The sequence below is a fragment of the Deinococcus terrestris genome, from assembly GCF_009377345.1.
GTDB classification, from domain to species: domain Bacteria; phylum Deinococcota; class Deinococci; order Deinococcales; family Deinococcaceae; genus Deinococcus; species Deinococcus terrestris.
On sequence record NZ_WBSL01000001.1, the window covers coordinates 1035394 to 1061085 of the forward strand.

A 25692-nucleotide genomic window follows, 5' to 3' on the forward strand; every position below is an offset into this window, starting at 1 on the left:
CCGCGCTACCCTGCCCCGGTGACGCGCCCACGCCCCACCCCCCTGGCCCCTGCCCCGCCCTCCGCCGCCCGGTTCCGCTCCGTCACGGCGGCCGTCGAACGTGGCTACGCCCGTTACGCGCGGCAGGCCGACGGATGGCTGACCCGTTACCGGGAGCGCGGCGGGCAGGTCTACTGCGGGGCCGGGTGCTTCGCGTGCTGCGACATGCCCATCCGGGTGAGCCTCGCCGAAGCGCTGGTGACGGCGGCGGCCCTGGACGGGGAGGCGGCGGCCCGCGTGGAGGCGCACGCCCGTCAGGTCCTGCACAACGCCCGCACCGCCCCCGACGAGGCGACTTACGTGGAGCGCCACCGCCGCGAGGTGGGGTTTTGCCCGCTGCTCGACCGGGAGACGGGCGGATGCAGCCAGTACGCCGCCCGGCCCACCCGTTGCCGCGATACCTTCAGTGCGCTGCCTGCCCGCTACTGCGCCGCCGGAACCTGGGAGACCCTGACCCGCCGCGAGAAGGCCGACTACGCCCGCGAGGTCGCCCGCACCCCCGGCACCGACGGCGAGCTGCATTACGTGGCACCGCTGGAGCACCTCTCCGAGCCGATCTGGGCCGCCGCTGCCCGCGCCATGCGCCAGGAATGGGGCCTGGAGGTGTGGGGCGACTTCTGGACGCTGACCACCCTGGCCCGCCGCGAGGACTTCATGGAGCGGGTCGCGCGGGGGGACGCCCGGGGCGCGTGGCAGGTCGCCCGGCGGGCCGGACTAGCGCACGAGGTCGTGCTGGAGATCGGGTAATCGGGGAGGAGTTTTTCTGCCCTCCCCGGTGCCTGCCGCAGTGCATTGACAGATCAGGTTCGGTGCGAAAGACCCCTCACCCAACCCTCTCCCCCAGGAGAGGGCTTTTCGACCCCTCTAACCAGGGGGAGAGGGGCCTCGCGCAGCGAGGGGGTGAGGGGTCCCCTTCCATCACCTGATCTAGAAGCTGCCCGCGCCCCCCACCCGAACGCCCTGGTAGTAGGCGTAGGCCGCGCTGTAACAGGCCGGGCGCACGTACCAACTCTTGGCCGCGCAGATGGCCTTCATGTTGGCGTAGAAAGCGTCGTCGGTGTTCAGGCGATTGGCCGAAGTCCGCTCGTAGACCTTGAGGTTGCGGTAGCCGAAGTCGTGGACATGGCAGGCGGGCCGGAAGTCCTCGCGGTAGCCCAGGCCCACACCGTCGGGAGCGCTGCATCCGTCGCGGGTCCAATCCAGGCCGGAGTAGGGCCGCGCCGTGCCCGCGTAGGCCGTGTACTGCCCGTTGTAGGCCGCCACCGTTCCCCAGGCTACGCGTTTGACGTACGCGAGGCGGTCGGAGGCAAGGTCCTGCCCGGTCAGCAGCGGAACCTGCGGGCGCGAGAGATCGGCAGGCCGCTCGCCGTAAGCCTCCTGAAGCGCGGCGAGCAGACCGGGATCGTCGCCGTACCGCGCCAGGATGGCCTGGCTGTCCGGGTCCTGCAACTCAGGCCGGGCCGCGTAGTCGGCCGTCAGGCTGGGGGCCGGGGCAGGCGGGGGCGCCCCACACGCGGCGAGGGCGAGCGGCAGCAAGGCGAGGGACAGGGCGGGGATAGGCCGTCGGTGCATGGGACCTCCTGAGAGCAGGTTGTGGGTACGACCGGAGTGTACCGTGCTCAGCCCGCCGGACAGCATCGGCACTCCTCGCTCTGACCAGCCACCCCAAATAAAAACAGCCCCCGCCGGAGCGGAGGGCCGTTCATGCTGCCTTCCTGGTCTGCCCTACGTGCCCGGCGCGAACCGCGTGTGGCCCCGCAGCCGCACCGCCCGGTAATACGCCTCCGCCGCCGAATAGCAGGCGGGCCGGGCGGCCAGCGCCTTGCGGGCACAGATCGCCCGTAGGTTGACGCGAAAGGCCTCGTCGCTGGCGCGGCGGTTGCCAGCGGTGGGCTCCAGCACCCGCAGGTTGTGGTACGCGAAGTCGTGGACCACGCACGCCGAGTCGAAGTCGTCGCGGTAGCCCAGACCGAGGCCCTGCGGAGTGCTGCACCCGTTGTTTTCCCAGTCGAGGGCGGGCCACAGCGGCTCAAGGCGCGGTCGCGCCGCCGCGAACGCTTCCGGCGTGCCCCACCCCAGCCGCTGAACAACCGCCACCGGGCTGTCTTCCCGGTCGGGCACGGACGGAAAGAGCGCCGGGGCACACGACCCCAGCACTCCGGCCAGCAGCACCAGTCCGGCGCGGCGCAAGGCGTTTACTTGCGGGCCGCCTCGATCAAGGCGGGCACAATCTGGTTCACGTCGCCCACGATGCCGTAGTCGGCCACCTTGAAGATGGGGGCCTCGGCGTCCTTGTTGATTGCCACGATGTACTTGCTCTTGCCCATGCCCGAGAGGTGCTGCACTGCGCCGCTCACGCCCAGCGCGACGTAGGCCTTGGGCTGCACGGTCTTGCCCGTCTGGCCCACCTGCTCGGCGTAGGGCCGCCAGCCCGCGTCCACGACCGCGCGGGTGGCGCCCACGCCCGCCCCGAGGCGGTCGGCGAGGCCCTCCACATAGGCCGTGAAGTTCTCGGGGCTACCCACCCCGCGCCCGCCGCTCACGATCACGTCGGCCTCGGTCAGGGCCACGCGGCTGGACTTCTCCACGCTCTTGCCCGTCACTTCTACACGGGAGGCGGGGAGGTCAAGTTCTACGTCGTACTGCTCGCCCGCAGCGGCAGCGGGCTGGGCGGGAGCGAAGGAGCCGGGCTTCACGGTCACCACGATGACCGGGGCCTCGGCCTCCACCGTCTCGGTCACGCGGGCGAGGTAGGTGTAGCGCTGGGCCTGCAGGGCCGCGCCGTTCGCCTTCAGGCTGATCGCGTCCTCGAGGTAGGGGGCGTCGAGCTTCACGGCCACGCGCGGCGCGAACTCACGGCCCGAGCGGCTGCCGCCGATGATGACGGTGTGGGCCTCGCCCTCCTGGGCGATCTGCGCAGTCGCAGCGGCCCACAGCTCAGCGTTGTACTGCGCCAGCGCGGGCAGATCTGCCACGAGCACCTGATCGGCGACAGCGGCGGCGGCGTTCGCCACATCGGCGGTGCCCTGGCCCAGCACGAGGAGGGTCACCGGTCCCTCACGCCCGGATTCACGGGCGGCAGTGACCATTTCGAGGGTGGCCTTGGCGAGCTGGCCCCCCGAGTGTTCAGCGACGATCAGGATCATGCGAGCACCTTCGCTTCATTGCGCAGGAGGTCGAGGAGTTGTTCGGCGGCGGCCTGCGGGTCCTTGCCGTCGATCATCTTGTTCAGGCGGGCGCGGGTCTGGATCTCGCTGCCCACCACGCGCACCGTCGGGGCCGCGCCGTAGCTGTCCAGCATGTCCTTGCGCAGCTCCTTTTTCTTGGCCTTCATGATGTTGGGCAGCGTCGGGTAGCGCGGCTCGTTGAGGCCCTGCTGGGTGGTCACCACGGCGGGCAGGGAGGCGCGGAAGCTCTCGTTGCCGTCGTCCACATCGTGGCGGCCCGTGAGGGTGTCGCCATCGACCTTCAGCTCATTGGTCCAGGTGAGTTGCGGCCAGCCCAGGCGCTCGGCGGTCGCCGCCCCCAGCGCCTGGCTGTCCCAGTCGGCCTCCTGCCCGCCGACCAGGATCAGGCCTGCGCCTTCCGCCTGCGCCACCTGCGCGACGACGCGGCTCAGCGCGATGGGGTCGAGCTTCTCGTCCGTCTCGATGTGGATGGCCCGGTCGACGCCCATCGCCAGGGCAGTGCGCAAGGCATCCTCGACCCGCTTGGGGCCGACGGCCAGCGCGACGATCTCCTCGACGGCCGTGCCGCCCTCGCGCAGACGCAGGGCCTCCTCCACGCCGTACTCGTCCATGCCGTCGATCACCAGGGTCGCCCCCTCCAGATCGACGTGGCCCCCGCTGATCTTCACGCGGGCCTCCGCGTCGGGCACTTGTCTTACCAGGGTCAGGATCTTCATGTGGCCTCCAAGATAAAGCGGGGTGGGGCCAGGCCCTCCCCCTCATCGCTACAGTTTGCTGTTCGCCGTCCAGGGCAGGCGGACTCCAGGAGGAGCGCCGCGCTGTTTGGACTCGGTGCAAGTTTAGCAGGCTGGTTTATGGGCAGGGAATCTCACCCAGGCCCCCCGACCCATCTCCCATTCATAAAGCCGCCGTCAAACTCATGAGGGGCGGGGCTCATCTTGGTCGCCGAGGCTGCGGGGGATATGAAACAGCTTCTTGCCCTGACTGCCGCCGCCGCCCTCGCCACGGCGGGTGCCCAGACCACCACGACCACCGTGAACGCGATTCCTGCCACGCCCATCAGCACGGGCCTGAGCGGCGTCGAACTCGGCCTGACCGGCGGGTATGCGGGCGGCCTGAGCGGTGAGGTCTTCCTGCACGTGCCCAACGTGGCCGGACCTTTCGGCGTGAAGGCGGGCGTGTCCTTCTCGCGCTTGGATCTCCTCGACGACAACGCGGCCCTCGTCACGCTGGGCGAGGACGACGCCATTACCCTGGGCGAATTCAAAGACATCTTCGACGCCACCGAGTCGGGCAGCGCGACCATTTTCAGCCTCGACGGCACCTACGCCCTCGGGCAGGTCGCTCCCGGCGTGAACAGCCTGGTGTACGCGGGCGGGCGCTATGGCCTGTTCCGGGGTGCCCTCAGCTATGAGGGGGAAAGCACCACCTACTCCAGCAACAACTTCGGCATCGGCGCGGGCGTGATGGCGAGCTACGCGATCGGGTCTAATCTCAGTCTCGTGGGCGACCTGGGCATCGATCAGTTCTTCGGCAGCGCGGTCAACGTGCGCCAGTCGAGCGGCGCGGACACCGACGCGGGCGCAGCCGAAGGCATCTACCGCCAGCCTGGCACCGTCTTCAAGGCCCGCATCGGCATCAAGACCGGCTTCTAACTCTCACTTCCCTGCCGCCCCTCGTCCCCGGTGGACGGGGGGTCTTTTGCGGTCACTTCCAGAAGGGTTTCAAGCTGCGTAAAGGCCGCCACCACACGGGGAAATCCCAGGTACGGCACGCAAAAGAGCAGCGCCTCGCGCACCTCAGCCTCGGTCGCGCCCGCCCGCAACGCCCCGCGCAGGTGGGTCTTCAGCTCCGGGGGGCTGCCCAGCGCGGCCAGCAGCGCACAGGCGATCAATTCTTTCGTCTTGAGGTCCAGGCCGGGGCGCTCGTACACCGTGTCGTAGGCGAAGTCGCGGATATACGCCATCAGGCTGGGGTCGAGGCGGGCGAGCCGCGCGAGAATGCGTTCCTCCTGCGCTCCAAAAATCTGTGTGCGGGCGGTGGCCTTGTCGTCGGAGTCCGGCATGTCAGGCAGGCTAACAGCGGGCGGGGCGGCCCCTCCCCGAAGGAAGAAGGCCGCCCCGCTGGAACGCGTTGACTTCTGTTTACTTCTTGAGGGCCTTGACGACCGCCGGGGTAAGGTCGGTGGCCGACGTGTTGGCGTACACCACCACGCCCGACTGCGCGGCGACGCGGCGGTCGAGGACGACCGTGAACCCGCTGCCCCGCGCCACCGAGGCCACGACCGAGTTCAGGCGGGTCTGGAGCGGCTTGAACTCCTTCGCCAACCGGGTGTCGTGGTTCCTCTGGGCCGTGACCAGGCTCTGCTGCGCTTTCTGGTAGGCCTGCGCATCGGCGGCCTTGCGGGTCTTCTGGGCCTGCGCCGCGAGCTTCTGGAGGTTGGCCTGTTTGGCTTTGAGGTCGGCGTCCACCCGCTTTTGCAGGCTGAGGTAGCCTGCCGAGTTCGGCATCGCGGCGACCGCCTGCTGCACGTTCACGAAGCCGACGCGCGAGCGGGCCTTCTGGGCCTGCGGCACCGTGCTCAGCAGGGCCAGCGGAAGGAGGAGAAGGGCGTAACGCATGGGCACTTCCTTTCGGGATGTGGGCTTTCGGGAGGGGAAAGGCGGCTTCAAGGCGAAACCCCCGCAGGTGCGGGGGCCGTCAGCCTGCGCCGGGGTCGGACAGCGCTTACTTCAGGGCCTTGACGGCCGCGTCGGTGAGGTCGGTGCCGTTCTCGGCAAACACCACCAGGCCGCTGGTGGCCGCCACGCGGCGGTCCATCACGATGGAGTAGCCGTTGGACTTGGCGACAGTGCTGATCGCGGTGTCGGCTGCCTTCTCGGCGGCCGTCACGCGGGCCTGCATGCCCTGAATCTGGGTGTCGTAGGCCTTGGCGCGGGCCTGCAGGGTGCCCACGAGCTGGGTGCGCTTGTCCTTCTCGGCGGCCGAGGCCTGAGCGCCCTTGGCGTCAATGTCACGAATCTGCTTTTCCAGGCCGCTGAGTTCGGTTTCGGCCTTCTTGCGCAGGTCGGTGAGCTCCTTGCCGACCGGCTGGGCGTTCATGATGGTCTGGACATCCACGAAACCGACCTTCTGGGGAGTGGTCTGCGCGTGCGGGGCGAGGGTCCCCAGACCGAACGCGGCCACGAGGGCCACGGGAGCGAGCGCCTTGGCGTTGATCTTCATGGGGCGCACGCTAGCACGGCCCTTTCTGAGCCGAATGAAGTTCTGTGCATCCGCTTCACATGGGGAATCAGCAGTGCGTCAGCTTGACAGGGGCTTCCATCCGCCGCCAGGAAAGGTAAGCTGAGTCATGCTTGTCCGCGACTGGATGACGCGTGACCCGATCACGGTCACGCCCGATACGCCCGTGATGGACGCCCTGCGCATTCTCAAGGAACGGGGCTTCCGCCGTCTGCCGGTGATGGAGGGGGGCCGGTTGATCGGCATCACCACCCGCAAGGACCTCAAGGACGCGATGCCCAGCAAGGCCACCACCCTGAGCGTCTGGGAACTGAACTACCTGCTGAGCAAACTGACCGTCTCGGAGATGATGGCCCGCCCGGTCATCACCGCGCACGAAGACGAGTACATGGAAGACGCCGCCCTGCGGATGCAGGAGCACGGGGTCGGCGGCCTGCCGGTCGTGGACGCGGGGGGCCGGGTCACCGGCATCATCACCATCACCGACGTGCTGCGGGCCTTTGTCGACATCATGGGCATGAAGGAGGGGGGCACCCGCCTCACCCTCGACATGCCCGATACCCCCGGCAGCCTCGCCCGCGCCGCGCAGGCCGCGCAGCCCAGCAACATCATCAGCGTGGCGACCTACGGCCACAGCGCCGAGGGAGGCCAGCCCCACCGCCGCTTCGTGATGCGCGTGACCGGCGAGGGGGCCGGGGACGTGAAGGCGCGGGTCCGGACGGCCGGAATCGACGTGCTGGACTGAGGAACCCTCACCCCCTCGCGGTGCGAGGCCCCTCTCCCCTACGGAGAGGGGTTTTCTACCTCTCCTCTACCCCTCGGCCAGTGCCCGCCACGCTGCCGACACCGCCGCGCCGCGCTCAAAAGAGACGCCCAGGTTGGCGAAGCAGTCTTCCAAAATGCCCGCGATGCCCAGCGCGTCGTAGCGGTCGGCGTACCCCAGGGTGGAGACGCGAAACACCGTGTCCTCGTGTGGGGCCTGACCGGGAAGCGCCCGCTGACCCATCTCGGCGAGGCGGGCGGCCACCTGACGGCCGGTGAGGGGCGTGGGGGGCCGCAGCACCGCGACGGCGGGCGAGGTGCGGGCGGCCCACGCCGGAGCCCCCAGTGCCTCCCCGGCCGCAATCAGCGCGTCGGCCTGCCGCCGTTTCTCGGCCCACAGCACCTCGCGCGGCACGGCTAGCAGGCGGTCAAGCGCGAGCGACAGCGCGAAGATCAGGTTGATGGCAGGCGTCTGGGGGGTGTTGCCGTCCTTCTGGCCGCGCAGCTCGCGGGTCAGGTCCAGGTAAAAGCCGCGCCCGGTGGCCCCCAACATCCGCTGCTGCACCTCGGGGCTGAACAGCACGAAGCCCAGGCCGGGGGGCGTGGCGGTGCCCTTCTGGCTGCCGCTGACGATGGCGTCCACCCCCCACTCGGCGGGGCGCAACTCAGCCACCCCGTAGGACGTGATGCAGTCGGCGATCACGATCAGGTCGGGATTCCGCGCCTTGGCTGCCCGCGTGATCGCCGCGAGGTCGTGCAGCGCCCCCGTGCTCGTTTCGCTGTGGGTGACGAGCAGGGTGTGGGCATCCACGCAGGCGTCCGCCACTTCCTCCGGGTCGAGCAGGTCACCCCAGGGGTTGGAAACCAGTGTGGTGTCGTAACCGAGCCTGTGCGCCATCTCGCCCCAGCGCTCGCTGAACTTGCCCGCCTGCGCGTTGACAACCTTCGCGCCCTCCGGCGTCAGGCTGACGAGCGCTCCCTCGAAGGCCCCGGTGCCGCTGCTGGTGGTGATCACCGCGTCGTAGGGGGCGCCCAGCAGGGCCGTGAGCTTGGCCCGCGCCTCTACCAGGGCCGCGATGCCCTCCGGCGAGCGGTGGTGCGGCTGCGGGCGGGCGAGTTCCAGCAGCACGCGCGGCTCGACCTCCACCGGGCCGGGCGCGATCAGGCGCGGGCGGTTGAGGGGGAGGTGGGCGTCGTAGCTAGGATCAGGCATGGGTTCATGGTAGGGGCTGAGGTGGCGGTGCCCCGCGCCGGTCTAGCCCGAACGGCCCCCCTCCTCGCCTGGGCCGATGAACCGCAGAAGATACCCGTCTGGATCAAGGACCAGAAATTCGCGCTGAACATGTTCCGTCTCGCCCTCCAGGTAGCGGGACGTGGTGAGCGGCACCTTGATCGGATAAGACGCTGCCAGCAGGCGCCCGTAGAGGCCGTCCACGTCCGGGGCCTCGATCTGAAAGTTGATGCCGCGTCCGAAGGGATACTCCAGGGTGCCCGTCTGCCAGGCATTGGCCTCCCGGACCTGCTCCAGCATCCACTGGACCGGCCCCAGGCTGAGGTAGGCGAAGCCGGGCCGCGTGTAGTGGACAGTGAAGCCGAAGAGCCGGGTGTACACGTCCAGGCTGCGGGCCAGGTCACGGACCGTCAACTCAGGCACCAGGGGCGCCCAGACGGTAACGGCTTCCAGAGACTCTGCTCCATTCCCCATCTCCGCACCCTAGCAAGCTGGGCGGGGTGTAGAAGGCGCCGGAGAGCCGCGCCAGAACAGGGGCACCACGGGCAACGTCAGCTCCTTCCTACCTCGGCGGCGCCAGCGGCAGCAGCCGCACCCCGCCTTCCCCGTCGCCGCCGATCAAGGTGGTGCCGTCGGGGCTGAGGGCCTCGGGCCAGCCGTCCCAGACGCGGGTAATGGCGCCTAGGGTGCGGCCCGTGGCGACCTCGCGCAACTCCAGCCACTCGCGGCCCTGCACGTCCACCCCGGTGCGGCGCACGAGGACCCGGCTGCCGTCCGCGCTGAAGCCGACCACGCCGCTGGTGCCGGCGAGGTAAGCGGGCGCAGGGAGTTCCTTGCCGTCCGAGAGGCGAATCAGTCGCCCACGCGAGGCCAGCATCCCGGCGCTGTCGGGCGTGAAGGTGCCGTAGCCCACCCCGTTCAGGGTGGCTCGCAGCGCCCCCGTGCCGCTCTCGAAGAGACGCGTTTTGGTCTGTCCCCGGAACAGGGGCGCGAAGAGGCGGCTGTCGGGGCTGAAGGGCAGCGCGGTCGGCTCGCCCCCGCCCTGGCTGGTCACGGTGGTCACGCGCCGGGCGGCCGTCCAGTCCCACAGTTGGGCGTAGCCGTTGCGGTTGCCCGCCGCCAGCCGGGTGCCGTCCGGGCTGAAGGTGAGTCGGGTCGTCCCCGTCAGGCCGCCTGCGACGAGCAGCTTTTGAAAGGTAAGGGCCGACGCGGAGGTCTGATAGGTGCTGAGCACCCCGACCCGCCCAGCGCGGGTGAGGGGGTCGGGCGTCAGCGCCACGGCGATCCAGCGCCCGTCGTGGCTGAGGGCCGGGGGCACGTCCAGCAGGGCCTCGGGGGGCAGCATGACCGAGCGGCGGCCCTCGCCGGTCGCGGCGTCCAGCAGCCGGACGTGGGCGCTGTAGCGGCCCCGCACCGCGACCAGGCCAGCGGAGGCCCCCGGCGTCACGGGCAGCGCGGCGGGGGCAATCCCCACCACCACCAGGGGGTCGGGCGGCACCCGGCGCTCGCTCGCCGCCGTCTGAGCGGCAGTCAGGGGCGCCAGAGCGAGCAGGGCCAGCAGGGACCACGCCCGCCGCGCCGTGAAACGAGCGCCGCCGGGCCGGGCGGAGGGGTTGAGCTTCACGCGGTCAGGCTAGCGCGGGGGCGGGGCCGGGAGGTGTGCGGGATTCGGCCTCCACGCTCCCGTACCCCGCTACACCTGCACCAGATACGCCGAGTCGATCATGCCGAGTGCCCGGATGGCCCCGAGCTGCTCGGCGCTCAGGCTGTCGTCCAGCGTCAGAGTGAACAGGGCCTGCCCGCCCCGCTCGGCGCGGCCCAGCGCCATGCCCGCGATGTTGACCCCCCAGCCCCCCAGCAGCGCCGAGAGCGCGGCCACCGCGCCGGGCCGGTCCTGGTTGGAGGCGATCAGGATGAAGCCCTCGGGGGCGAGTTCCACCCGGAAGTCGCGCAGCCGGGTCAACCGGGGGCTGCGCCCGAAGACGGTGCCCCCCACCGTGCGGGTGCGGGGGCGGCCCCCCTCGCCGTGGGCGGTCGCCCGCACGATCACCTCGGTCTGGTAGTCGGGACTCTCGGCGTCCTCGCGCACGGTCAGGGTCAGGCCCCGTTCGCGGGCGAGGGCGCGGGCGTTGATCAGGTTGGGCACCTCGTCGGTGCTGCCCGAGAGATAGCCCACCAGCACCGCCGTCACGACCGGCGCGGGGTCGGCGGGAAAGTCGCCCCGGAAGGTCACCTCCAGCTCGTGCGCTCCCGGCAGCAGTTGGGTCAGGATGCGCCCCAGTTTCTCGCCCAGGTCGAGGTAGCCGCCCAGCGCCTCCAGGGTGCGGGGGTCCAGCGCGGGCGCGTTCACGGCGCCCCGGCTCACGTCCCCGTGCAGGGCCGCGAGGACCCGCCCCACGATCTCGGCCCCGACGCGTTCCTGCGCCTCGGCGGTGTTCGCGCCCAGGTGCGCGGTGACGCTGAGGTTGGGGGCCTCCAGCAGAGGGTGCCCCGGCGCGGGCGGTTCTTCCACGAACACGTCCACGCCCGCGCCCAGCAGGTGCCCCCGGTGCAGGGCCGCTGCCAGCGCCCCCTCGTCCACGATGCCGCCCCGCGCCGCGTTCACGACGACGGCGCCGGGTTTCAAGCGGGCGAGTTCGCGCTCCCCAATCAGGCCCCGCGTCTCCTCGGTCAGCGGGGTGTGGACGGTCAGGAAGTCTGCCCGGTCCAGCAACTCGTCCAGGGTGGCGGCCCGCTCCACGCCCAGCCGCCCGAACTTGCTCTCCGGCACGTAGGGATCGTGGGCGACCACATTCAGCCGCAGCCCCTGCGCCCGCTCCGCCACGACGGACCCGATGCGGCCCAGACCCACGATGCCCAGGGTCTTGTCCTTCAGCTCGGTGCCCAGAAACGTCCGGTCCCACTGCCCCGCCCGCGTCCGGCGGTCCGAGCGCGTCAGCCCCCGCGCGGCGGCCAGCAGGTGCGCGAGGGCGAGTTCGGCGGCCGAGACGGTGTTGCTCTCGGGCGCGTTCAGCACCAGGATGCCCCGGCGCGAGCAGGCGTCGAGGTCGATGTTGTCCACCCCCACGCCCCCGCGCCCGATCACCCGGAGTCTCGGCCCCGCCGCCTCCAGCAACTCGCGGTCCACGCGGGTGCGGCTGCGCGTGATCAGGGCGTCGTAGTCGGGCAAGCGGCGCAGCGTCTCCTCGCGCGGGAGGTTGCCCTCATAGTCGATCTCGAAGCCCGCGTGCTCCAGGAGTCCGGGATTCATCTCGTCGCAGATCAGCACCCGCAGGGGCGCGGCGGGGGACGGGCCGGGACGGACGGGCAGCGGCAGCGTCATGCCCCAGCGTATAGGGTTCTCTCACCGGAACGCTGGGGCTGGCTAGGGCGTCTTCGGCGGCCCGTGCAGGTCCACGTCCAGCACCAGCGCCGACCGCAGCAGCCGGGCGTACTCGCCCCCCCCCACCTCGTAGACCCCCAGCCGGGCGAGATGGGGGTTCTGAATCTGCGCGTCCAGCAGTGCGAAACCCCGCGCGTACAGGTGCCCGGCCAGCCGCACGAGGGCGACCTTGCTCGCGTTGGTGACGCGGTGAAACTTGCTCTCGGCGATAAAAGCCCCGCCCAGGCTCAGCCCCAGCACCCCGCCCGCGAGTTCACCCTCCCGCCAGACCTCGAAGGAATGAGCCAAGCCGGTCCGGTGCAGGTGCGCGTACAGTTCGGCCAGCGGCGGGCTGATCCACTCGCCGTCGCGCTCGGGGGACCCTGGCAGGCGCCCCCGGCACCCCTCCACGACCTGCGCGAAGGCCGTGTCCACCCGCACCTCGAAGCGCCCCAGCTCCCGCCGCAGCCGCCGGGCCACATGCAACCCTTCCGCCTCGGTGAGCGGCACTAGCGCCCGCGTCTCCACCGCGTACCACCCCACCCCGTCCCCGTTGTCCATCAGGAAGGCGCCCGACGCGTATCCCCGCGCGACCTCGCGGGTCAGGGGGTCGGGGTGCTGGAGGAAGTGGGAGGCGCTGGGCATCAAGCTCGTTCCGGGCGGCCCCTCATCGGGGGTACAGCACCGCCTGGGTGCAGCGGAACAGAGCCATCACCCGGCCCTCCGGTCCCCGCACCTCGGCGTCCCAGACCTGGGTGGTGCGCCCGGCGTGGACGGCGCGGGCCTCACAGGTGACCACCCCGTCGCGTGTGGTCGAGAGGTGGTTGCTCTTGAGTTCGATGGTGGTGAAGTTCTCGGCGCCCTGGGGCAGCAGCATCCGGGTGCCGTAGCCGCAGGTGGTATCGGCCAGCGCGATCACCGACGCCGCGTGCAGGAAGCCGTTGGGCGCCAGCAGCTCGGGCCGCAGCGTCAGCTCGGAGCGCAGCAGCCCGCGCTCGGCGTGGGTGAAGCGGATGCCGATGAGTCCGGGCAGGTGGCCCTCGCCAAAGGCGTTGAGGTGGTCGAGCGTGGGAAGCATGGGGGGAAGGTAGCAGCCCGGCGCTACCTGGGCCACAGGCGGTTCATCCACCCCGCCGGATTGGTGCCCTCGCCCCGTACCCGCATCTCCAGATGGAGGTGCGGCCCGGCGCTCAGGCCGGTGGAGCCGACCTCCCCGATCTTCTGGCCGCGGGTGACCTTCTGGCCAACCTTGGCGGTGACCCGGCTCTGGTGGAAATACAGGCTGGTCAGGCCCGCGCCGTGGTCGATCACGACCAGGCCGCCGCGCACCGGGTACGTCCCGGCCATAACGACCGTGCCGTCGTTGACCGCCAGCACGGGCGTGCCCACCGGCGCGGGGTAGTCGGTGCCGTAGTGGTACTGCACCGGGCCGCCCGCCACGTAAGTGCGCGGCTGCCCGAAGGCGCTGCTCTGGGCCTTGACGTTCACGGCGGGGGCAAAGGGCCGGGTCCACACCTGGGGCGTACGGCGGGCGTAGGCCTGTTCCACGGCGGCGTCCTCCGCCTTGCGGCCGGGGTCTTCGAGCTTGCGGCTGATGGCGGGGGGCAGGTTGAGGTACTGCACGGTCTGGTTCAGGCCCGTGACGGGAATGCTGCCGCGCAGGGCCTTGCCGTCCAGCGCGACCTCGTAGGTCACCGGGGTGGTCTTGCCCAGCACCACCCGCCCCGGCACCACGTACTCGCCCGCCGCGCCGACCGGCGTGAGGCGCTCGGCGGGCAGCCGCACGTTCTCGCCCACCTCGCTGGGAAAGCGCACCGTGACCTCGCCTGCCCGCGCCCCGCTGAGCCGCAGCACGAAGGCGTCGCCCATCCGCACGCTGGCCGGGGCCGTCACCGAGACACCTTCCAACCGGGTCACGCGGGTCAGGGGGGGCGTGGCCGGGGCCGGGGGCGTGGCGACGGGAGGCGTGGCGGGCACCTGGGGCGGCAGCGGCGGCTCACCGGGCAGGCGCAGCGTCTGGCCGATCTCGATGGTGGTGTCCGCCAGCGCGTTGAGGCGCTGCAATTCCGCCACGGTCGTGCCGTACTTGCGGGCGATGGAGTACAGCGTGTCACCCTTCACGACGGTGTGCGCCGCGCCCGCCGTCCCCAGCAGGAGCGCGGCGGCACAGAGGAGCGGCCAGGCCGGACGAACTGCAACGCTGCGGGGGTTCATGCCCGGCAGGATAGCCGCCGGGCGCGGGGGGCCGGATGAACCGTCAAGGCTGGGCGGTGTCCAGCACCAGCGTGACCGGGCCGTCGTTGGTCAGGTCGAGGCTCATGTGTGCCCCGAAGACCCCCTCCCCCACCGGCAGGCCACAGGCCCGCAGCGCCGCATTGAACTCGGCGTACAGGGCGCGGGCCTGTTCGGGCGGCGCGGCGCTGGAGAACCCCGGCCGGTTGCCCCGCCGCGTGTCCGCGAACAGGGTGAACTGACTGACGCTCAGGACCCCGCCGCCGATGTCCTGCACACTGAGGTTCATCTTCCCCGCCCCGTCCGCGAACAGACGCAGCCGGGCGATCTTGGCGGCGAGGACCTGCGCGGTCTCGGGGGTGTCTTCCGGCGCGACGCCCAGCAGCACGAGGAGGCCCGGCCCCGTCTCGCCCGTGACTCGCCCCTCCACCGTACAGGTCGCGCGGGTCACGCGCTGCAACACGGCCCGCACGCTAGTTGCCCCCTACCCTAGTTACCCAGCCGCGCCCGCAGGCTGCCGATGGCGTCCGTGAGCAGCTCGGCCTCCGTGAAGTCGAGGTTGCCGCGCGTCTTCTCGGCCAGCATGGTGAGCAGCCGCAGGGAACGCTCGGCGGTCTGGCGAGCACGGTCCTCGGTCAAGAGGCCGTCGCGGGCGGCGCTGGCGGTCGCGGCGTTCAGGTCGCCGAGCGCGGCTTCAGCGGTCGCCTGAAGGGTGCTCACGAGTCCGACGAATTCGGGGTTGGGCATGGGGGGCAGTCTACAAAGAGGGCTGCCCGGCGGGAGGGGTCAGCCCTGCGCCGGAGTACCCGCCGGGGCCGCGCCCAACTTGGGGCGGTGGCTGCGGGCCTCGCGCCGGGTCTTGGGGTCTAGCCCGACGAGCAGGAAGAAGTTCTCCAGCGCATTCTCGCGGCCCTTGATCTCGGCGTGCTCCTGCTCGGGCGTGCCCGTCACGAAGGGCAGAGCGCGGTAGAGGGAGAGCGCGTAGTCGATGACCTCGTCGCTGGCGTGCCCCTCGGCGTACTGCCCGAGTTCAACGTACACCGCCCGGCGGCTCTCGGCGTGCTGCAAAAAGGCGTCCGGATGCGGGGTTTCCGGCGCCCGCAGCATGTCCTGCCGGGCGATGCGGCGGTAGTGCTTGAGCCCCTGCAAGAGCTGTTCGGTCGTCATGGGTTCCTTCATCGGTCCTCCAGCCGGAGCGGCCCCCGGCCCACTGTGGGCTGAAGTATAGGCTTCCCCGGCCACCGGAACTGCCTCCATGAGGACCCAGCTTCACCCCAGGTAGGCCAACCGCATGGGTGAGAAACATGAGATTTGTACTTCGACCAAGACAGGAGGAAAACCTCGTTCCTACCGCAATAACTTCGGCGTTTAAAGAAATGAGTCAGAATCTGAGAAGCTTGAATCTGATCGGTGTTTTTTCCTCATTCCATCGGGATCGTGACCGTATAGAGGCCGCATAGGCGCATAAAAAACCCGGTTTCGCCCGAGGATTAAGGAAAAAAGAATAAAGGGCCGCTAAACTCACCAGGTCGATGAAAGCGCTCCGAACCCTCCTGATCGCCGCTGCCCTGGGCAGTGCGCCCGCCCTCGCCGCCACCTACACTGTCAAGGCCGGGGACACGCTCTCCAAGATCGCCAGCGTGTACCGGATGGAACCCGCGCAGATCATGCGGCTCAACGGCCTGCGGTCCACGACCATCGAGATCGGGCAGAAGCTGAACCTCGGCAATGTGGCCGCGCCCGCGACCACCGCCCGCACGGCGGCTCCGGCGGCGCCCCGTGGCGGCGCGTACGTGCGCTCCACGGCCTCGCGCTTCCTGGGCATCCGCTACGCGCTGGGCGGCACGGGGGGCCGGGGCATCGACTGCTCGGGCTACACCTCGCTGGTGTTCAAGCAGCTCGGCATCACCCTGCCGCGCACGGCGGCGGCGCAGTGGCGCACCGGCTACGCGGTGAGCAGCCGCAACCTGATGCCCGGCGACCTCGTGTTTTTCAACACCACTGGCCGCGTCGCCAGCCACGTGGGGATCTACGTCGGGGACGGCCTGATGGCGAACGCCAACAGCTACCAGGGCCGCACCGTGATCGAGCCCCTCTTCGGCAACCCCTACTGGGCGCAGCGCTACATCGGCGCCCGCCGCGTCCTGAGCTGACCCTCCCCGCCCCTTTCATCGACCGAGTGCCCCCGCCCGCGTGGTGGGGGCGCTGCGTTTTGGGGGCCGTTCGCGCTCAGCAGGCCGCAAAAAGGCCCCAGCAGGAGCTGGAGCCTGAAGGAGGTGCGGAGGCCCTTGCTTACTGCCGGATCACCTGCGCGTTCTTGGGCAGGGTCTTGAGGCCCGCCACGGTCAGGCCGCTGTTGACACGGTAGTTGGAAACGTTCAGGTCGGCCAAGACGCGGTTGCCACTGCCCAGGAACTGGATGCGGGTGGGGCGCCAGCCCGCTTCGGTAATCCAGACGCGGGCCTTGTCGCCGCTGTTCTTGGGAGTGGCTTCAAGCTGATACACCTTGTTGCCGCCGGAGGTCGCGGTGCCCACCAGGCGCACGGCGTAGTCGTCCAGCAGGTCCGAGACGTTGCTCAGCCGGGTGAAATCCAGCCCGCCGAGGCCCGCCTGAGCGGTGGCCTTCTTGATGGGCGTGACGGTGATCTGGTTGGTCAGGAAGAGGTACTGGCGCACTTCATTGCGGTCGGCCACCACGATGTTGTCGGCCAGCGCGTCGGGGGCGTTGAACTGGATGCGGGCCACGCCCTGCGCGGGGATGGAGCGCACGGTCAGGTCGATCTTCTGGGCCTGGGACTCCAGCGAGGCGCTCCCGGTCAGGCGGAAGGACACGTCCTTGGCCGACTTCTGGGCGCTGTCCACCCGCTTGAGGATGTCCTGCGCGGTCTGGGCGCCCGCCGTGGACACCAGGGCGGCGAGGGTCAGGAGGGGGAAGAAGTGCTTCACGTGCAGAGTCTTTCATCCCCACCCATGAGAAGGCGGGGCACAGCCTGACCGGGCATTCACGCCGCCCAGAGACGGTGGGAACGGCTACTCGCCGCTGTCCTCGTCGCCTCCCAACGGGAAGCGGTAGGTTGCCCGGACACCGAAACCCCCGCTGCCGCCCCGCACGTCGGTGGTCAGGGTGCCGGGACCGAGGGGCACTTCCACTTCCGCCCCAGCCCGCAGCCCGGCGGCGGCGCGGCGCCACGGTTCATAGGCGAGGTAGAGGCGGGTGGCACTCTCCTCCCCCAGCAGGCCGGGCACCTCCAAGCTCCCCACCGCTCCCCAGCTCCCCGGCCCGGCGAGGGCGTCCAGCGAGGCGGTGAGGCCCGACTCGGCCGTGTAGGTCGCCCCGCCCGTGACCCCAAGCACGTCCGCGCCCGCCCGTGCGCCCAACCGCAGGGTGACGCTGCCCGTGCGCTCGGTGAGGGGTTCGGCGTCGGGGTCGTCGCCCTCCTCCGGCGGGAGGGTGCGGGTGAGGTCGCGCCGCCACTCGGCCCCCAGCAGGGCGTGGGGCTGCACCCCGAACTCGCCCCCGGCGACGGCGACGAGGGTGCGGCTGACCCGGTAGCGGGCCGTCACGTCGGCCGCCCAGCCCCGCGTCCGCAGGTCGGTGGGCGTCAGAGCCCACGCGGCGAGAGGGTCGATGTCGGTCGCGGCGGCGGTGAAAAAGCTCCCGCCCACGTTCAGGGCCACCGGCCCCAGCGTGCCGCTCGCGCGGGTGTCCAGCCGCACGCCGCCCCGGTAGGTCACGGCAGCGCCGCCCGTCAGCGAGACGGCCCCGGCGGGGGGCAGGCTCAGCCCGCCCGACACCCGCGCCTCCAGCGCCCGCGTGCTCGCCGCCGCGTCCAGCCGCACCCGGCCGAGGTCCACGTCCGTGATGCCCACGCGGGGCAGCAGACCCCCCGGCGCCGCGTAAGACACACCGAATTCCAGTTCCGCCGCGTCCGCCACGCCCCCCAGCAGGGCACCGACCATCAGCGCCCGCCGCACCGCCTCCCAGCCCTGGCCTGTCATGGGGGCAGGGTACTCCGGTCAGGCAAGGCGCAGGCGGTCGGGATAGCGTGGGGGGCGTGAAGCGGCTCTCTTCCCTCCTCGCCGCGCCCCTGCTGGCGCTGTCCGTGTCCGGCTGTGCGCCGCTGGCCTCGCTGCCGTCGGTGGTGCAGGTGCCCACCTTCGAGCTTCAGAGCGTGCGCCTCACCGGGCTGAGCCTGCCGGGGGGCGGCAATCCGGCGGTCGCCTCGGTCACGGTGGGGTTGCGAGTGGGCAATCCTAATCCGCTGCCGGTGCGCCTCGCGCGGGTGGACGCCCGGCTCGTCATTGACGGGGAGGACGTGGGGGCCGTCACCCTGCCCGGCGTGAACCTCCCGGCGCGGGGCGAGGGGCCGCTGGTGGCCGAGGTGCGGCTGCCCGTCACCCTGACGACCGCCGGGGCCTTCCTGCGGGTGGCGCGGGGGCAGGAGGTGGCCTTCCGGGTGGACGGCAGCTTTACCGCCGACTTCGGGCGGCTGGGGCAGCCCACCTTCGGGCCATTCACGCTGGCGCAGGGGGTGTGGCAGCAACCGGCGATTCTGCCGTTTTGAGGGCTGCTACCTTGCCACTGTGACCGTGCCCTCCGACCCCTCCCCCACTCCCGACCCCCAGCGGGTTTGGGCCTACCGCCCGGCCTCTCCCTTGCTCGGCAACCCGGACGGGCCGCTGGCGGGGCTGACCTTCAGCGTTAAGGACCTGTTTGGTGTCCCCGGCTGGCCGCTGGCGGCGAGCACGCGGGCGCCCGTGCCAGAGGTCGCGGAGAGCGTGCTGGTGCGGCGACTGCTGGACCTGGGCGCGTCGGCGGTGGGCAAGACCCACCTGCACGAGGTCGCGCTGGGCATCACGGGGATGAATGGCTTTGGAGGCACCGAGCATCCCTTCATGCCGGGGCACGCTCCGGGCGGCAGCAGCAGCGGGGCGGCCGCGAGCGTGGCGCTGGGGCAGGTGAACTTCGCGCTGGGGACGGACACGGGCGGCTCCATCCGGGTTCCGGCGGCGTGGTGCGGGGTGGTGGGCTACAAGCCGACGAAGGGGCATCCGGCCTGGAGCACCGACGGCGTGCTGCCCCTCTCGCCCACCTGCGACCACGCGGGGCCGCTCGCCCGCGACGTGGGAGCGGTGGTGCGCGTTCACGAGGCCCTGACGGGGACGGCAGTCCCGGCGCGAGACTGGGCCGGGGTGCGGGTAGGCCTGTGGCTGCCCCAGGGGTGGGTCACGAACGAGGTGCAGGCAGCGGTGGAAGCGTTCGCCTCTGAACTGGAGGCGCGGGGGGCCATCCTCCCGTCGGTGAACTTGCCCGAGATGCTGGACGCCTACACGCCCATCGTGCTGAGCGAGGCGGCGCAGGTGCACCGGGAGGCGTTGCGGCTTCCCGAGCCGGGCTTCCTGCCCTTCACCCTGGCTTCGCTGCGGCAGGGGGAGGCCCTCAGCGCGGAGGAGGTCACCGCTGCCCACGCTCGCCGGGAGGTGTACCGGGCCGAGGTGGACGCCTTGTTGGAGACATGCGACGTGCTTCTCGCGCCCGCCGTTCCTACGCCCCCACCCCTTCTGGGGACGGACGAGGTGGACCTGCCGGGGGGCCGCGTCCCGCTGCGCCGCGCCATGCTGCGCCTGACCGTGCCCTTCAGCCTGCTGGGGCTGCCCAGCGTGGCCCTGCCGACAGGAATGCCCTTCGTGGGCGTCCAACTCGTCGGGCCGCGTGGCGAGGATGGGTGGGTGCTGGGGCTGGCCCAGTCGTTGGACGCGCTGGGTGAACCGCTCCCCTAGAATGCCCCCCATGAAGACCGATCCCGTGGACCTGACCCTCTTTCTGGCGCAGAGCGTGGTGGACCAGCCCTCGCTGGTGCGGGCCTCGCGGCGCGGGCCGACCGTGATCGTGCGGGTTGGCCCCGGCGAGGAAGGACGACTGATCGGGCGGCAGGGCCGGGTCATCCAGGCGATTCGCACCCTGGTGCGGGCCGCGACCGACCCCGCCGACCGCATCAACGTGGACCTCGACGCGCCCCGGAAGGGCTGAGGGTGGGCGCATGAATCCGCCGGACGACACCACCCGGCTGGGGCACTTCCTGGGACCGCACGGCGTCTCGGGCGGCGTGAAGGTCTACGTGCTGGGCGACCCCGCGCAACTGCTGGAGCTGCCGCGCGTGTGGGTGGAAGGCCGAGGTTGGCTGCGGGTGCGCCGCGCCGACCCCCTCGCGCCGGGGGTGGCCCTGCACCTCGCCGGAATTATCACGCGCGAGGGGGCCGAGGCCCTGCGTGGCGCGAACGTTTACGCCGCTGACGCCGACCTCCCCCCGCTAGAGGAAGGCGAGTACTACTACCACGAGTTGCGCGGCCTGCCCGTGTACGGCGCGGCGGGTGAGCGGCTGGGCGAGGTCGCCGATGTGCAGGACGCCGGGCATCAGGATCTCTTGGTGGTCACGCACGCGGCGGGCGAGGGCTTTCTGCCCCTGCAAGCGCCCTACGTGGAGGTCCGCCTGAATGCCCAGGGCCGCCCCGAGGCCGTCGCCCTGACCGACGAGGCCCCCGCCGGGCTGCTGGGTGAGGAGGAAGGGGAAGCGTGAGGCTCAGGTGCTGACCTTCTCCTTCCTGACCCTTTTCCCCGAGTTGCTCGCGCCCTTCGCCTCCGAGGCGATTCTGGGCAAGGCGGCGGCGCGGGGGCTGATCGGCGTGAACCTCGTCAATATGCGCGACTTCGCGGACAACAAGCACGCGAAGGTGGACGACACCCCCTACGGCGGGGGCGCGGGCATGGTGATCCGGGTGGACGTGGCCGAGCGGGCGCTCGCCAGCCTGCCGCCCGCCGACGAGGTGATCCTGTTCACGCCCGCCGGGGAACGGTTCACCCAGCGCACGGCGGAGGAGCTGTCCGAGCGTGAGCACCTCGCCTTCCTGTGCGGGCGCTATGAGGGGTTTGACGCTCGGGTGGAAACGCTGGTGACGCGCGAACTCAGCCTTGGGGACTTCGTGATGATGGGCGGCGAGGCGGCGGCGGCCTGCGTGCTGGAAGCCGTCGCGCGGCTGCGCCCCGGCGTGCTGGGCGACGAAGCCTCGCACCGGGACGACTCCTTTTCCAGCGGGCTGCTGGACTACCCGGAGTACACCCGTCCCCCCGAGTGGCGTAGACTGGCGGTTCCTGACGTGCTGAAGGGAGGCAACCACGGCGCTATCGCCCGCTGGCGGCGCGAGCAGGCGCTGGCCCGCACCCTGGCGCGGCGGCCCGACCTGCTGCCGGGCGCGGGCCTCACGCCCCAGGACAGCGCGGCGCTGCTGGCGCTGGGGGCAACTCTGGAAGACCTCGCCACGTGGGGTGCTCCGCCTCCCCCCGCGCCCAGGCGAAAGCGATCACGCACCCCGAAACCTGGGCCGGGTCTGTAGTCCCGGCTGACGTTCCCCCGCGCCCGAAGGCGCAGCATAGCCGCAGAGATATGTCGCTGCCGCTCTTTCCCCTCCCGAATACCGTCCTCTTTCCGGGGCAGGTGCTGCCGCTCTACGTCTTTGAACCACGCTACCGCGAACTGCTGGCGCGGGTGCAGGCGAGTGGAGAGCCCTTCGGCGTGGTGCGGATGCAGTCCCGGATGGAGGGGGGCACGACCCTGCTCGACCGCATCGGCCGGGTGGGCACCCTGGCGCACCTGCTGGAGGCCGAGACGCACGAGGACGGCACGAGTTCCATTCTGGTGGTGGGCGGCGAGCGCTTCCGGGTGCGCGAGTTCGACCCCACCCACGCCTACCTCAGCGCCGAGGTGGACCTCTGGCCGCTGGACCCCGACCCGCTGGGCACCCCCGCCGAGGAGGCCACCGCCCGGCGGCTCCTGAGCGATCTGCTGCGCCTGCACCCCACCGAGGCCGAGCAGCTCCGCACCCACGCCCCCGAAACGCCCCTGCTGCTGGCGAGCTACGCCGCTGCCCTCTTGCCGCTGGACGCCGCAGAGCGCGAGGAAGCGCTGCGGGCACCCACCCTGCTCGACCGCCTCGACGTGCTGCGGGCGGGGGTGCCGCTGGAGGCACGGGAGCTGAACTAGCCGCCGAGCCCGTGGGGACGCCCCACGCCCTAGAACACCACCGTCTTGTTGCCCTCCACCAGCACCCGGTGGTCGGCGTGGGCCTTGACCGCGCGGGCGAGCACCTGCCGCTCCACGTCGCGGCCGAGGCGGACCAGGGACTCGGGCGTTTCGCGGTGGGTGACCGGAATCACGTCCTGCGCGATGATCGGCCCGGCGTCGAGGTCTTCGGTGACGTAGTGGCTGGTCGCCCCGATCAGTTTCACGCCGCGCTCGAAGGCGGCCCGGTAGGGGTTGGCCCCCACGAAGGCGGGCAGAAACGAGTGGTGGATGTTGATGACCGGGCACCCCACCTCGCGCAGAAAGTCGCCCGAGAGAATCTGCATGTAGCGGGCCAGCACCACGAAGTCGGCCCCGGCCTCCCGCAGCCGCCGCACCTGCTCGGCCTCGGCCTCCGGCTTGTTCTCGCGGGTCACGGGAATGACGTGAAAGGGCACCCCGAAGGTCTCCGCGTCGCCCCGCAGGTCCTCGTGGTTGCTCAGGACGAGGGGCACCTCGGCGTTCAGGTCGCCCCGCCGCACCCGCCACAGCAGGTCGAGCAGGCAGTGGTCGTAGCGGCTGACCATCAGCGCCATTCGCCCCGGCCGCGCGGCGTCGCTGAGGCGCCACTCCATGCCGAACGGCTCGGCCACCACACTCTGAAAGGCCCGCCGCAACGGCTCGAGCGCGAGGTCGAGGCCCGCGAGCGAGAACTCCATCCGCATGAAAAAGGTACCCCCCGCCAGCCCGCTGGAATGCTGGTCGGAGTGGATGATGTTCGCCCCATGGTTGAACAGAAACTGCGACACCGCCGCCACGATGCCCCCCCGGTCGGGGCAGGTCACGGTGAGCACGGCCGTGTCCGAGGGGCCGGGGGCGGGGGCGGAACCGGAGGGGGACAGGGGCGCCGTCATGTGCCGGGCAGCATAGCGGGGCAAGCGGCGGCCCGATGCTCTACCCTCGGGCCGTGCCCACCCCTGAGTCCTTCCCGGCCCTGAGCTACGATCCCGCCGCGCACGCCGCGCTGCTGGCGGACTACTGCCTGTCGGCGGCGCCCGGCGAGCGCCTGCTGGTCGCGGGCGGCGTGTCCGGCACGCCCCTGGTGCGGGCAGTGACCCGCGCCCTGCTGACGCGCGGCGCCCGCCCCGTCGTGCGGCTGGACTATCCCGGTCAGGACGACGACTGGACCGAACTTGCCGCCGACACCGTACTGGACGAGGCGCACTCCGCCGACCTCGCGGACGTGGAGGCGCTCGACGGCAGCCTCCGCATTCTGACCCCCGAACCCGGCACCCCCGGCGACGCCGCCCGCCGCGCCCGCCTGACGGCCTCCCGCGCCCCGGTCGCCGCGATCCGGGCGCGGAAGAAGTGGAGCCTGACCCTCTACCCCACCGCGCACGCGGCGGCGCAGGCGGGCATGAGCGAGGCCGAGTTCGGCGCCTTCGTGATGCGGGCGATGTTCCTCGACCGCGCCGACCCGGTCGCCGCTTGGGGCGAGGTGCGCGAGATGCAGGCGCGGCTGATTGACCGCCTGACGCGGGCCGACACGGTGCGGATCGAGGCGCCGGGCACCGACCTCACCCTGCGGGTGGGGGGCCGCACCTGGGCCAACAGCGACGGCAAGCGCAACATGCCCAGCGGCGAGGTCTTCACCGGTCCGCTTGAAGACAGCGCCGAGGGCGTGGTCACCTTCACCGTACCCGCGAGCTACGGCGGCGTGGTGGTGCGCGGCGCGAGACTGGTCTTCCGGGCGGGCGAGGTCGTGGAGGCGACCGCCGAGGAAGGCGAGGACGTGCTGCGGGCGGCCCTGGCGACCGACCCAGGAGCCCGGCGGCTGGGCGAACTGGGCATCGGCACCAATTTCGGCATTCAGACGCCGACCGGGAACATCCTCTTCGACGAGAAGATCGGCGGCACCGTTCACCTCGCCCTGGGCCGCTCGTACCCGGAGACCGGGGGCACCAACGCCAGCGCGATTCACTGGGACCTCATCACCGACCTGCGCGGGCAGGGCCGCCTGACGCTGGACGGGGAGCTGGTGCAGGAGGGGGGGCGTTTCCTGGAATGACTCACCGGAGCGCGGTTCTTCTCGCAGCGACGGGCGGCTTCCTCGCCGCCTGTCTGCTCTGGGCCGTGCTAATCGCCCCCAGAGCGCAGATGGTCGCCCGCTGGGACGCGCCGGATGGCCTCCACCACGCCCTGATTCTGGACGACGGCCCCGACCTCACCTCGCTGTTCGGGTCCGTGCGCCGCTGGCGGCTGTACCTGGGACGCGAGGCCGAGAGCCCCTCCTACGGCCATTTCGTCCCCCTGCCCGACCTGCCCGGCGTGGACAGGACGAACTGGCAGCAAAGCCGCGTCGTCTGGTTCCCCGCTGGAGTGCGCTTCACCTTCCCGACCGGGCACGAGCTGTATGTCCCCGCGCGGGCCTACCAGGGAGGGCGGTAGGGTGCACCCGCCTCACGCACCCGGCCCAGTCTGGGTCATCAGTGGAAGCCCCGGCGCGGGCAAGAGTACGGTGGCCCGTGCCCTGCTGGGGCACTTTTCGCTCGGCCTGCACCTGCCGGTGGACGACCTGCGCGACTTCGTGGTTTCGGGCATCGCGCACCCCAGCCTGGAAGAGAACCCGGAGACGGCCCGGCAGTTCCGGCTGGCCCGCACCGCCGCCGCGCAGACCGCCCGCCTGTACGCGGGGGCGGGGTTCACGGTCGTGGTGGACGACGTGCTGTGGCCCGCCGACCTCGCGCTGTTCACGCCGCACTGGGCGGAGCTGGACGTGCGCCCGGTGCTCCTCGCGCCGGGGCTGGAGGTCGCGCAGGGGCGCAATGCTGGCCGCATAGGCAAGCCCTTCGCCCCTGACCTCCTCGCCCCGCTCATTACTGCCCTTGCCCCCGCCCTGCGCCCCGACGAGTTCCGGGCCGCCGGGTGGCAGATCGTGGAGAACGGCGAACAAAGCGTCGCGGAGACGGTGGAAGCGGTGCTGGCGCTGCGCTGGACGTGACCGGGCATGGACGCCGCATGTGCAGCCCCTGACCGATCAGGAACGTGGTAAGAGTGCGGGGTGGACGACAGCCTCACCGTGCGCCTGCTCTATCTCCTCGCCCTTCCGCTGGTCACGCTGGGGCATGAGCTGGGGCACGCCGCCGTACCGCTGTTGAGGACGCGGGAACCCGTCACGGTGGACGTGGGGCCGGACTTCAGCCGACCGCTCTTTCAGGTGCGTGCCGGAAGGCTGACGGTGGTCATGCGGCGGCTCTTTTTCTGGGGCGGTCTGTGCATCTGGGAGGGCCGCCTGACGCCCCACCAGCACTTCTGGGCCACGGCGGGTGGCCCGCTCGCCTCGCTGCTGATGCTGGGGTTGGGAGCGGTGGCGCTCGTCGGTATTCGCACGGAGACGGTCTGGCTGGTCGCGCAGATTTTCATGATTCTGAGCTTCGGCCAACTCGTGATTACCCTCTGGCCGATGAGATATCCCACCTGGCTGCTGGGGTACGCCCACCGGGAGAGCGACGGTGCCTGGCTCCTCCGTCTCTGGCCCCGGCGGAGACCGGCCTGAATTGGTCGGGCGTGTCTCTTCCG

The 25692-nt window shown here is 71.2% G+C and carries 34 protein-coding genes; 14 read left to right on the top strand and 20 right to left on the bottom strand.

Going from position 1 to position 25692, the window contains the following annotated elements; genetic code table 11:
- The first annotated feature begins 18 nt into the window (after positions 1–18).
- Entirely contained in the window at positions 19–786 is a 768-nt protein-coding gene (locus tag F8S09_RS05120; protein ID WP_322618543.1) for a YkgJ family cysteine cluster protein, read from the top strand.
- A 180-nt stretch (positions 787–966) separates the two neighbouring features.
- Here F8S09_RS05120 and F8S09_RS05125 read toward each other — a convergent pair whose 3' ends face one another.
- From F8S09_RS05125 to F8S09_RS05140, 4 genes are all read right to left on the bottom strand, one after another.
- Positions 967–1611, bottom strand: a complete 645-nt coding sequence (locus tag F8S09_RS05125; RefSeq protein WP_152869455.1) for a phospholipase A2 — start codon at positions 1609–1611, stop codon at positions 967–969.
- Positions 1612–1764: 153 nt separating this feature from the next.
- Entirely contained in the window at positions 1765–2229 is a 465-nt protein-coding gene (locus F8S09_RS05130) for a phospholipase A2 (RefSeq protein ID WP_152869457.1), read from the bottom strand.
- Between the two features lie 5 nt (positions 2230–2234).
- Complete coding sequence (locus F8S09_RS05135; protein ID WP_152869459.1) at positions 2235–3185, bottom strand: electron transfer flavoprotein subunit alpha/FixB family protein; 951 nt, start codon at positions 3183–3185, stop codon at positions 2235–2237.
- A complete protein-coding gene (locus F8S09_RS05140; protein ID WP_152869461.1) occupies positions 3182–3943 on the bottom strand; it encodes an electron transfer flavoprotein subunit beta/FixA family protein in 762 nt (253 codons plus the stop codon). The genes F8S09_RS05135 and F8S09_RS05140 overlap by 4 nt, the downstream gene beginning before the upstream one ends.
- Positions 3944–4189: 246 nt before the next feature.
- Here F8S09_RS05140 and F8S09_RS05145 point away from each other — a divergent pair, with 246 nt between their 5' ends.
- Complete coding sequence (locus tag F8S09_RS05145; RefSeq protein WP_152869463.1) at positions 4190–4882, top strand: hypothetical protein; 693 nt, start codon at positions 4190–4192, stop codon at positions 4880–4882.
- Here the strand turns inward: F8S09_RS05145 and F8S09_RS05150 are convergent.
- The 3 genes from F8S09_RS05150 to F8S09_RS05160 all read right to left on the bottom strand — a co-directional run bounded on the left by F8S09_RS05150 (position 4879) and on the right by F8S09_RS05160 (position 6452).
- Entirely contained in the window at positions 4879–5292 is a 414-nt protein-coding gene (locus F8S09_RS05150; protein ID WP_152869464.1) for a carboxymuconolactone decarboxylase family protein, read from the bottom strand. The genes F8S09_RS05145 and F8S09_RS05150 overlap by 4 nt on opposite strands.
- Before the next feature lie 79 nt (positions 5293–5371).
- On the bottom strand, positions 5372–5848 hold the full coding sequence (locus tag F8S09_RS05155) for an OmpH family outer membrane protein (RefSeq protein WP_152869466.1): 477 nt from the start codon (positions 5846–5848) through the stop codon (positions 5372–5374).
- Positions 5849–5954: 106 nt separating this feature from the next.
- Positions 5955–6452: an OmpH family outer membrane protein gene (locus F8S09_RS05160; RefSeq protein ID WP_152869468.1), complete on the bottom strand. Its 498-nt coding sequence runs from the start codon at positions 6450–6452 to the stop codon at positions 5955–5957.
- A gap of 127 nt (positions 6453–6579) precedes the next feature.
- On the opposite strand from F8S09_RS05160, the gene F8S09_RS05165 reads away from it, so the two are divergent.
- Positions 6580–7215, top strand: coding sequence for a CBS and ACT domain-containing protein (locus F8S09_RS05165; protein WP_152869470.1), 636 nt, complete (start codon positions 6580–6582; stop codon positions 7213–7215).
- 66 nt (positions 7216–7281) lie between these two features.
- Here F8S09_RS05165 and F8S09_RS05170 read toward each other — a convergent pair whose 3' ends face one another.
- The 10 genes from F8S09_RS05170 to F8S09_RS05215 all read right to left on the bottom strand — a co-directional run bounded on the left by F8S09_RS05170 (position 7282) and on the right by F8S09_RS05215 (position 15235).
- Entirely contained in the window at positions 7282–8445 is a 1164-nt protein-coding gene (locus F8S09_RS05170; RefSeq protein WP_152869472.1) for an aminotransferase class V-fold PLP-dependent enzyme, read from the bottom strand.
- Between the two features lie 42 nt (positions 8446–8487).
- Positions 8488–8877 carry a bleomycin resistance protein gene (locus F8S09_RS05175; protein WP_227978448.1) on the bottom strand — a complete coding sequence of 130 codons (390 nt, stop codon included), beginning with the start codon at positions 8875–8877 and terminating at the stop codon, positions 8488–8490.
- Positions 8878–9025: 148 nt separating this feature from the next.
- Complete coding sequence (locus F8S09_RS05180; RefSeq protein WP_322618544.1) at positions 9026–10087, bottom strand: WD40 repeat domain-containing protein; 1062 nt, start codon at positions 10085–10087, stop codon at positions 9026–9028.
- A gap of 69 nt (positions 10088–10156) precedes the next feature.
- Complete coding sequence (gene serA / locus F8S09_RS05185) at positions 10157–11785, bottom strand: phosphoglycerate dehydrogenase (RefSeq protein ID WP_152869474.1); 1629 nt, start codon at positions 11783–11785, stop codon at positions 10157–10159.
- A gap of 42 nt (positions 11786–11827) precedes the next feature.
- Positions 11828–12469 carry a leucyl/phenylalanyl-tRNA--protein transferase gene (gene aat / locus F8S09_RS05190; protein WP_152869476.1) on the bottom strand — a complete coding sequence of 214 codons (642 nt, stop codon included), beginning with the start codon at positions 12467–12469 and terminating at the stop codon, positions 11828–11830.
- 22 nt (positions 12470–12491) lie between these two features.
- Entirely contained in the window at positions 12492–12902 is a 411-nt protein-coding gene (locus F8S09_RS05195) for a PaaI family thioesterase (protein WP_152869478.1), read from the bottom strand.
- 23 nt (positions 12903–12925) lie between these two features.
- The gene (locus F8S09_RS05200; RefSeq protein ID WP_152869480.1) at positions 12926–14038 is read right to left on the bottom strand and encodes a LysM peptidoglycan-binding domain-containing M23 family metallopeptidase; all 1113 of its coding nucleotides are present in this window, start codon (positions 14036–14038) and stop codon (positions 12926–12928) included.
- A 43-nt stretch (positions 14039–14081) separates the two neighbouring features.
- Positions 14082–14528 carry a D-aminoacyl-tRNA deacylase gene (gene dtd / locus F8S09_RS05205; protein WP_322618545.1) on the bottom strand — a complete coding sequence of 149 codons (447 nt, stop codon included), beginning with the start codon at positions 14526–14528 and terminating at the stop codon, positions 14082–14084.
- A gap of 17 nt (positions 14529–14545) precedes the next feature.
- On the bottom strand, positions 14546–14803 hold the full coding sequence (locus F8S09_RS05210) for a DUF1844 domain-containing protein (RefSeq protein WP_104991031.1): 258 nt from the start codon (positions 14801–14803) through the stop codon (positions 14546–14548).
- Positions 14804–14842: 39 nt separating this feature from the next.
- Positions 14843–15235: a hypothetical protein gene (locus F8S09_RS05215; protein WP_152869483.1), complete on the bottom strand. Its 393-nt coding sequence runs from the start codon at positions 15233–15235 to the stop codon at positions 14843–14845.
- Between the two features lie 353 nt (positions 15236–15588).
- Between F8S09_RS05215 and F8S09_RS05220 the strand changes: the two genes are divergently transcribed.
- On the top strand, positions 15589–16209 hold the full coding sequence (locus F8S09_RS05220; RefSeq protein ID WP_152869485.1) for a C40 family peptidase: 621 nt from the start codon (positions 15589–15591) through the stop codon (positions 16207–16209).
- A 139-nt stretch (positions 16210–16348) separates the two neighbouring features.
- Here the strand turns inward: F8S09_RS05220 and F8S09_RS05225 are convergent, their stop codons facing one another.
- Together F8S09_RS05225 and F8S09_RS05230 are read right to left on the bottom strand one after the other, a co-directional pair.
- On the bottom strand, positions 16349–17002 hold the full coding sequence (locus F8S09_RS05225; protein ID WP_322618546.1) for an outer membrane lipoprotein carrier protein LolA: 654 nt from the start codon (positions 17000–17002) through the stop codon (positions 16349–16351).
- An 84-nt stretch (positions 17003–17086) separates the two neighbouring features.
- Entirely contained in the window at positions 17087–18055 is a 969-nt protein-coding gene (locus F8S09_RS05230) for a hypothetical protein (RefSeq protein WP_227978449.1), read from the bottom strand.
- A gap of 56 nt (positions 18056–18111) precedes the next feature.
- Between F8S09_RS05230 and F8S09_RS05235 the strand changes: the two genes are divergently transcribed.
- The 6 genes from F8S09_RS05235 to F8S09_RS05260 are packed head-to-tail and all read left to right on the top strand — an operon-like array spanning position 18112 to position 22095.
- Positions 18112–18621, top strand: a complete 510-nt coding sequence (locus F8S09_RS05235) for an LEA type 2 family protein (RefSeq protein ID WP_322618547.1) — start codon at positions 18112–18114, stop codon at positions 18619–18621.
- 19 nt (positions 18622–18640) lie between these two features.
- The gene (locus tag F8S09_RS05240; RefSeq protein ID WP_322618548.1) at positions 18641–19837 is read left to right on the top strand and encodes an amidase; all 1197 of its coding nucleotides are present in this window, start codon (positions 18641–18643) and stop codon (positions 19835–19837) included.
- A 10-nt stretch (positions 19838–19847) separates the two neighbouring features.
- Complete coding sequence (locus F8S09_RS05245; RefSeq protein WP_194165216.1) at positions 19848–20087, top strand: KH domain-containing protein; 240 nt, start codon at positions 19848–19850, stop codon at positions 20085–20087.
- Between the two features lie 10 nt (positions 20088–20097).
- Entirely contained in the window at positions 20098–20634 is a 537-nt protein-coding gene (rimM, locus tag F8S09_RS05250; protein ID WP_152869494.1) for a ribosome maturation factor RimM, read from the top strand.
- A gap of 7 nt (positions 20635–20641) precedes the next feature.
- Positions 20642–21448 (top strand): tRNA (guanosine(37)-N1)-methyltransferase TrmD, encoded by an 807-nt coding sequence (gene trmD / locus F8S09_RS05255; protein WP_322618549.1) that lies wholly within the window; start codon positions 20642–20644, stop codon positions 21446–21448.
- Between the two features lie 50 nt (positions 21449–21498).
- Entirely contained in the window at positions 21499–22095 is a 597-nt protein-coding gene (locus F8S09_RS05260; RefSeq protein ID WP_152869496.1) for an LON peptidase substrate-binding domain-containing protein, read from the top strand.
- Between the two features lie 29 nt (positions 22096–22124).
- On the opposite strand, the gene purU is transcribed toward F8S09_RS05260, so the two are convergent.
- Positions 22125–23027: a formyltetrahydrofolate deformylase gene (gene purU / locus F8S09_RS05265; protein ID WP_152869498.1), complete on the bottom strand. Its 903-nt coding sequence runs from the start codon at positions 23025–23027 to the stop codon at positions 22125–22127.
- A 53-nt stretch (positions 23028–23080) separates the two neighbouring features.
- Between purU and F8S09_RS05270 the strand changes: the two genes are divergently transcribed.
- The 4 genes from F8S09_RS05270 to F8S09_RS05285 are packed head-to-tail and all read left to right on the top strand — an operon-like array spanning position 23081 to position 25669.
- Positions 23081–24181, top strand: coding sequence for an aminopeptidase (locus tag F8S09_RS05270; RefSeq protein ID WP_322618550.1), 1101 nt, complete (start codon positions 23081–23083; stop codon positions 24179–24181).
- The gene (locus F8S09_RS05275) at positions 24178–24561 is read left to right on the top strand and encodes a hypothetical protein (RefSeq protein ID WP_152869502.1); all 384 of its coding nucleotides are present in this window, start codon (positions 24178–24180) and stop codon (positions 24559–24561) included. The genes F8S09_RS05270 and F8S09_RS05275 overlap by 4 nt, the downstream gene beginning before the upstream one ends.
- 1 nt (position 24562) lies before the next feature.
- Positions 24563–25114: an AAA family ATPase gene (locus F8S09_RS05280; protein WP_194165217.1), complete on the top strand. Its 552-nt coding sequence runs from the start codon at positions 24563–24565 to the stop codon at positions 25112–25114.
- 60 nt (positions 25115–25174) lie between these two features.
- Entirely contained in the window at positions 25175–25669 is a 495-nt protein-coding gene (locus F8S09_RS05285) for a M50 family metallopeptidase (RefSeq protein ID WP_152869506.1), read from the top strand.
- Positions 25670–25692: the final 23 nt, after the last annotated feature.

Coding starts and splice junctions, on each gene's coding strand:
- F8S09_RS05125 (WP_152869455.1), bottom strand. CDS start 1,611: ATGCACCGACGGCCTATCCCCGCCCTGTCCCTCGCCTTGCTGCCGCTC.
- F8S09_RS05135 (WP_152869459.1), bottom strand. CDS start 3,185: ATGATCCTGATCGTCGCTGAACACTCGGGGGGCCAGCTCGCCAAGGCC.
- F8S09_RS05140 (WP_152869461.1), bottom strand. CDS start 3,943: ATGAAGATCCTGACCCTGGTAAGACAAGTGCCCGACGCGGAGGCCCGC.
- F8S09_RS05145 (WP_152869463.1), top strand. CDS start 4,190: ATGAAACAGCTTCTTGCCCTGACTGCCGCCGCCGCCCTCGCCACGGCG.
- F8S09_RS05150 (WP_152869464.1), bottom strand. CDS start 5,292: ATGCCGGACTCCGACGACAAGGCCACCGCCCGCACACAGATTTTTGGA.
- F8S09_RS05155 (WP_152869466.1), bottom strand. CDS start 5,848: ATGCGTTACGCCCTTCTCCTCCTTCCGCTGGCCCTGCTGAGCACGGTG.
- F8S09_RS05160 (WP_152869468.1), bottom strand. CDS start 6,452: ATGAAGATCAACGCCAAGGCGCTCGCTCCCGTGGCCCTCGTGGCCGCG.
- F8S09_RS05165 (WP_152869470.1), top strand. CDS start 6,580: ATGCTTGTCCGCGACTGGATGACGCGTGACCCGATCACGGTCACGCCC.
- F8S09_RS05170 (WP_152869472.1), bottom strand. CDS start 8,445: ATGCCTGATCCTAGCTACGACGCCCACCTCCCCCTCAACCGCCCGCGC.
- serA (WP_152869474.1), bottom strand. CDS start 11,785: ATGACGCTGCCGCTGCCCGTCCGTCCCGGCCCGTCCCCCGCCGCGCCC.
- aat (WP_152869476.1), bottom strand. CDS start 12,469: ATGCCCAGCGCCTCCCACTTCCTCCAGCACCCCGACCCCCTGACCCGC.
- F8S09_RS05195 (WP_152869478.1), bottom strand. CDS start 12,902: ATGCTTCCCACGCTCGACCACCTCAACGCCTTTGGCGAGGGCCACCTG.
- F8S09_RS05200 (WP_152869480.1), bottom strand. CDS start 14,038: ATGAACCCCCGCAGCGTTGCAGTTCGTCCGGCCTGGCCGCTCCTCTGT.
- F8S09_RS05210 (WP_104991031.1), bottom strand. CDS start 14,803: ATGCCCAACCCCGAATTCGTCGGACTCGTGAGCACCCTTCAGGCGACC.
- F8S09_RS05215 (WP_152869483.1), bottom strand. CDS start 15,235: ATGAAGGAACCCATGACGACCGAACAGCTCTTGCAGGGGCTCAAGCAC.
- F8S09_RS05220 (WP_152869485.1), top strand. CDS start 15,589: ATGAAAGCGCTCCGAACCCTCCTGATCGCCGCTGCCCTGGGCAGTGCG.
- F8S09_RS05230 (WP_227978449.1), bottom strand. CDS start 18,055: ATGACAGGCCAGGGCTGGGAGGCGGTGCGGCGGGCGCTGATGGTCGGT.
- F8S09_RS05245 (WP_194165216.1), top strand. CDS start 19,848: ATGAAGACCGATCCCGTGGACCTGACCCTCTTTCTGGCGCAGAGCGTG.
- rimM (WP_152869494.1), top strand. CDS start 20,098: ATGAATCCGCCGGACGACACCACCCGGCTGGGGCACTTCCTGGGACCG.
- F8S09_RS05260 (WP_152869496.1), top strand. CDS start 21,499: ATGTCGCTGCCGCTCTTTCCCCTCCCGAATACCGTCCTCTTTCCGGGG.
- purU (WP_152869498.1), bottom strand. CDS start 23,027: ATGACGGCGCCCCTGTCCCCCTCCGGTTCCGCCCCCGCCCCCGGCCCC.
- F8S09_RS05275 (WP_152869502.1), top strand. CDS start 24,178: ATGACTCACCGGAGCGCGGTTCTTCTCGCAGCGACGGGCGGCTTCCTC.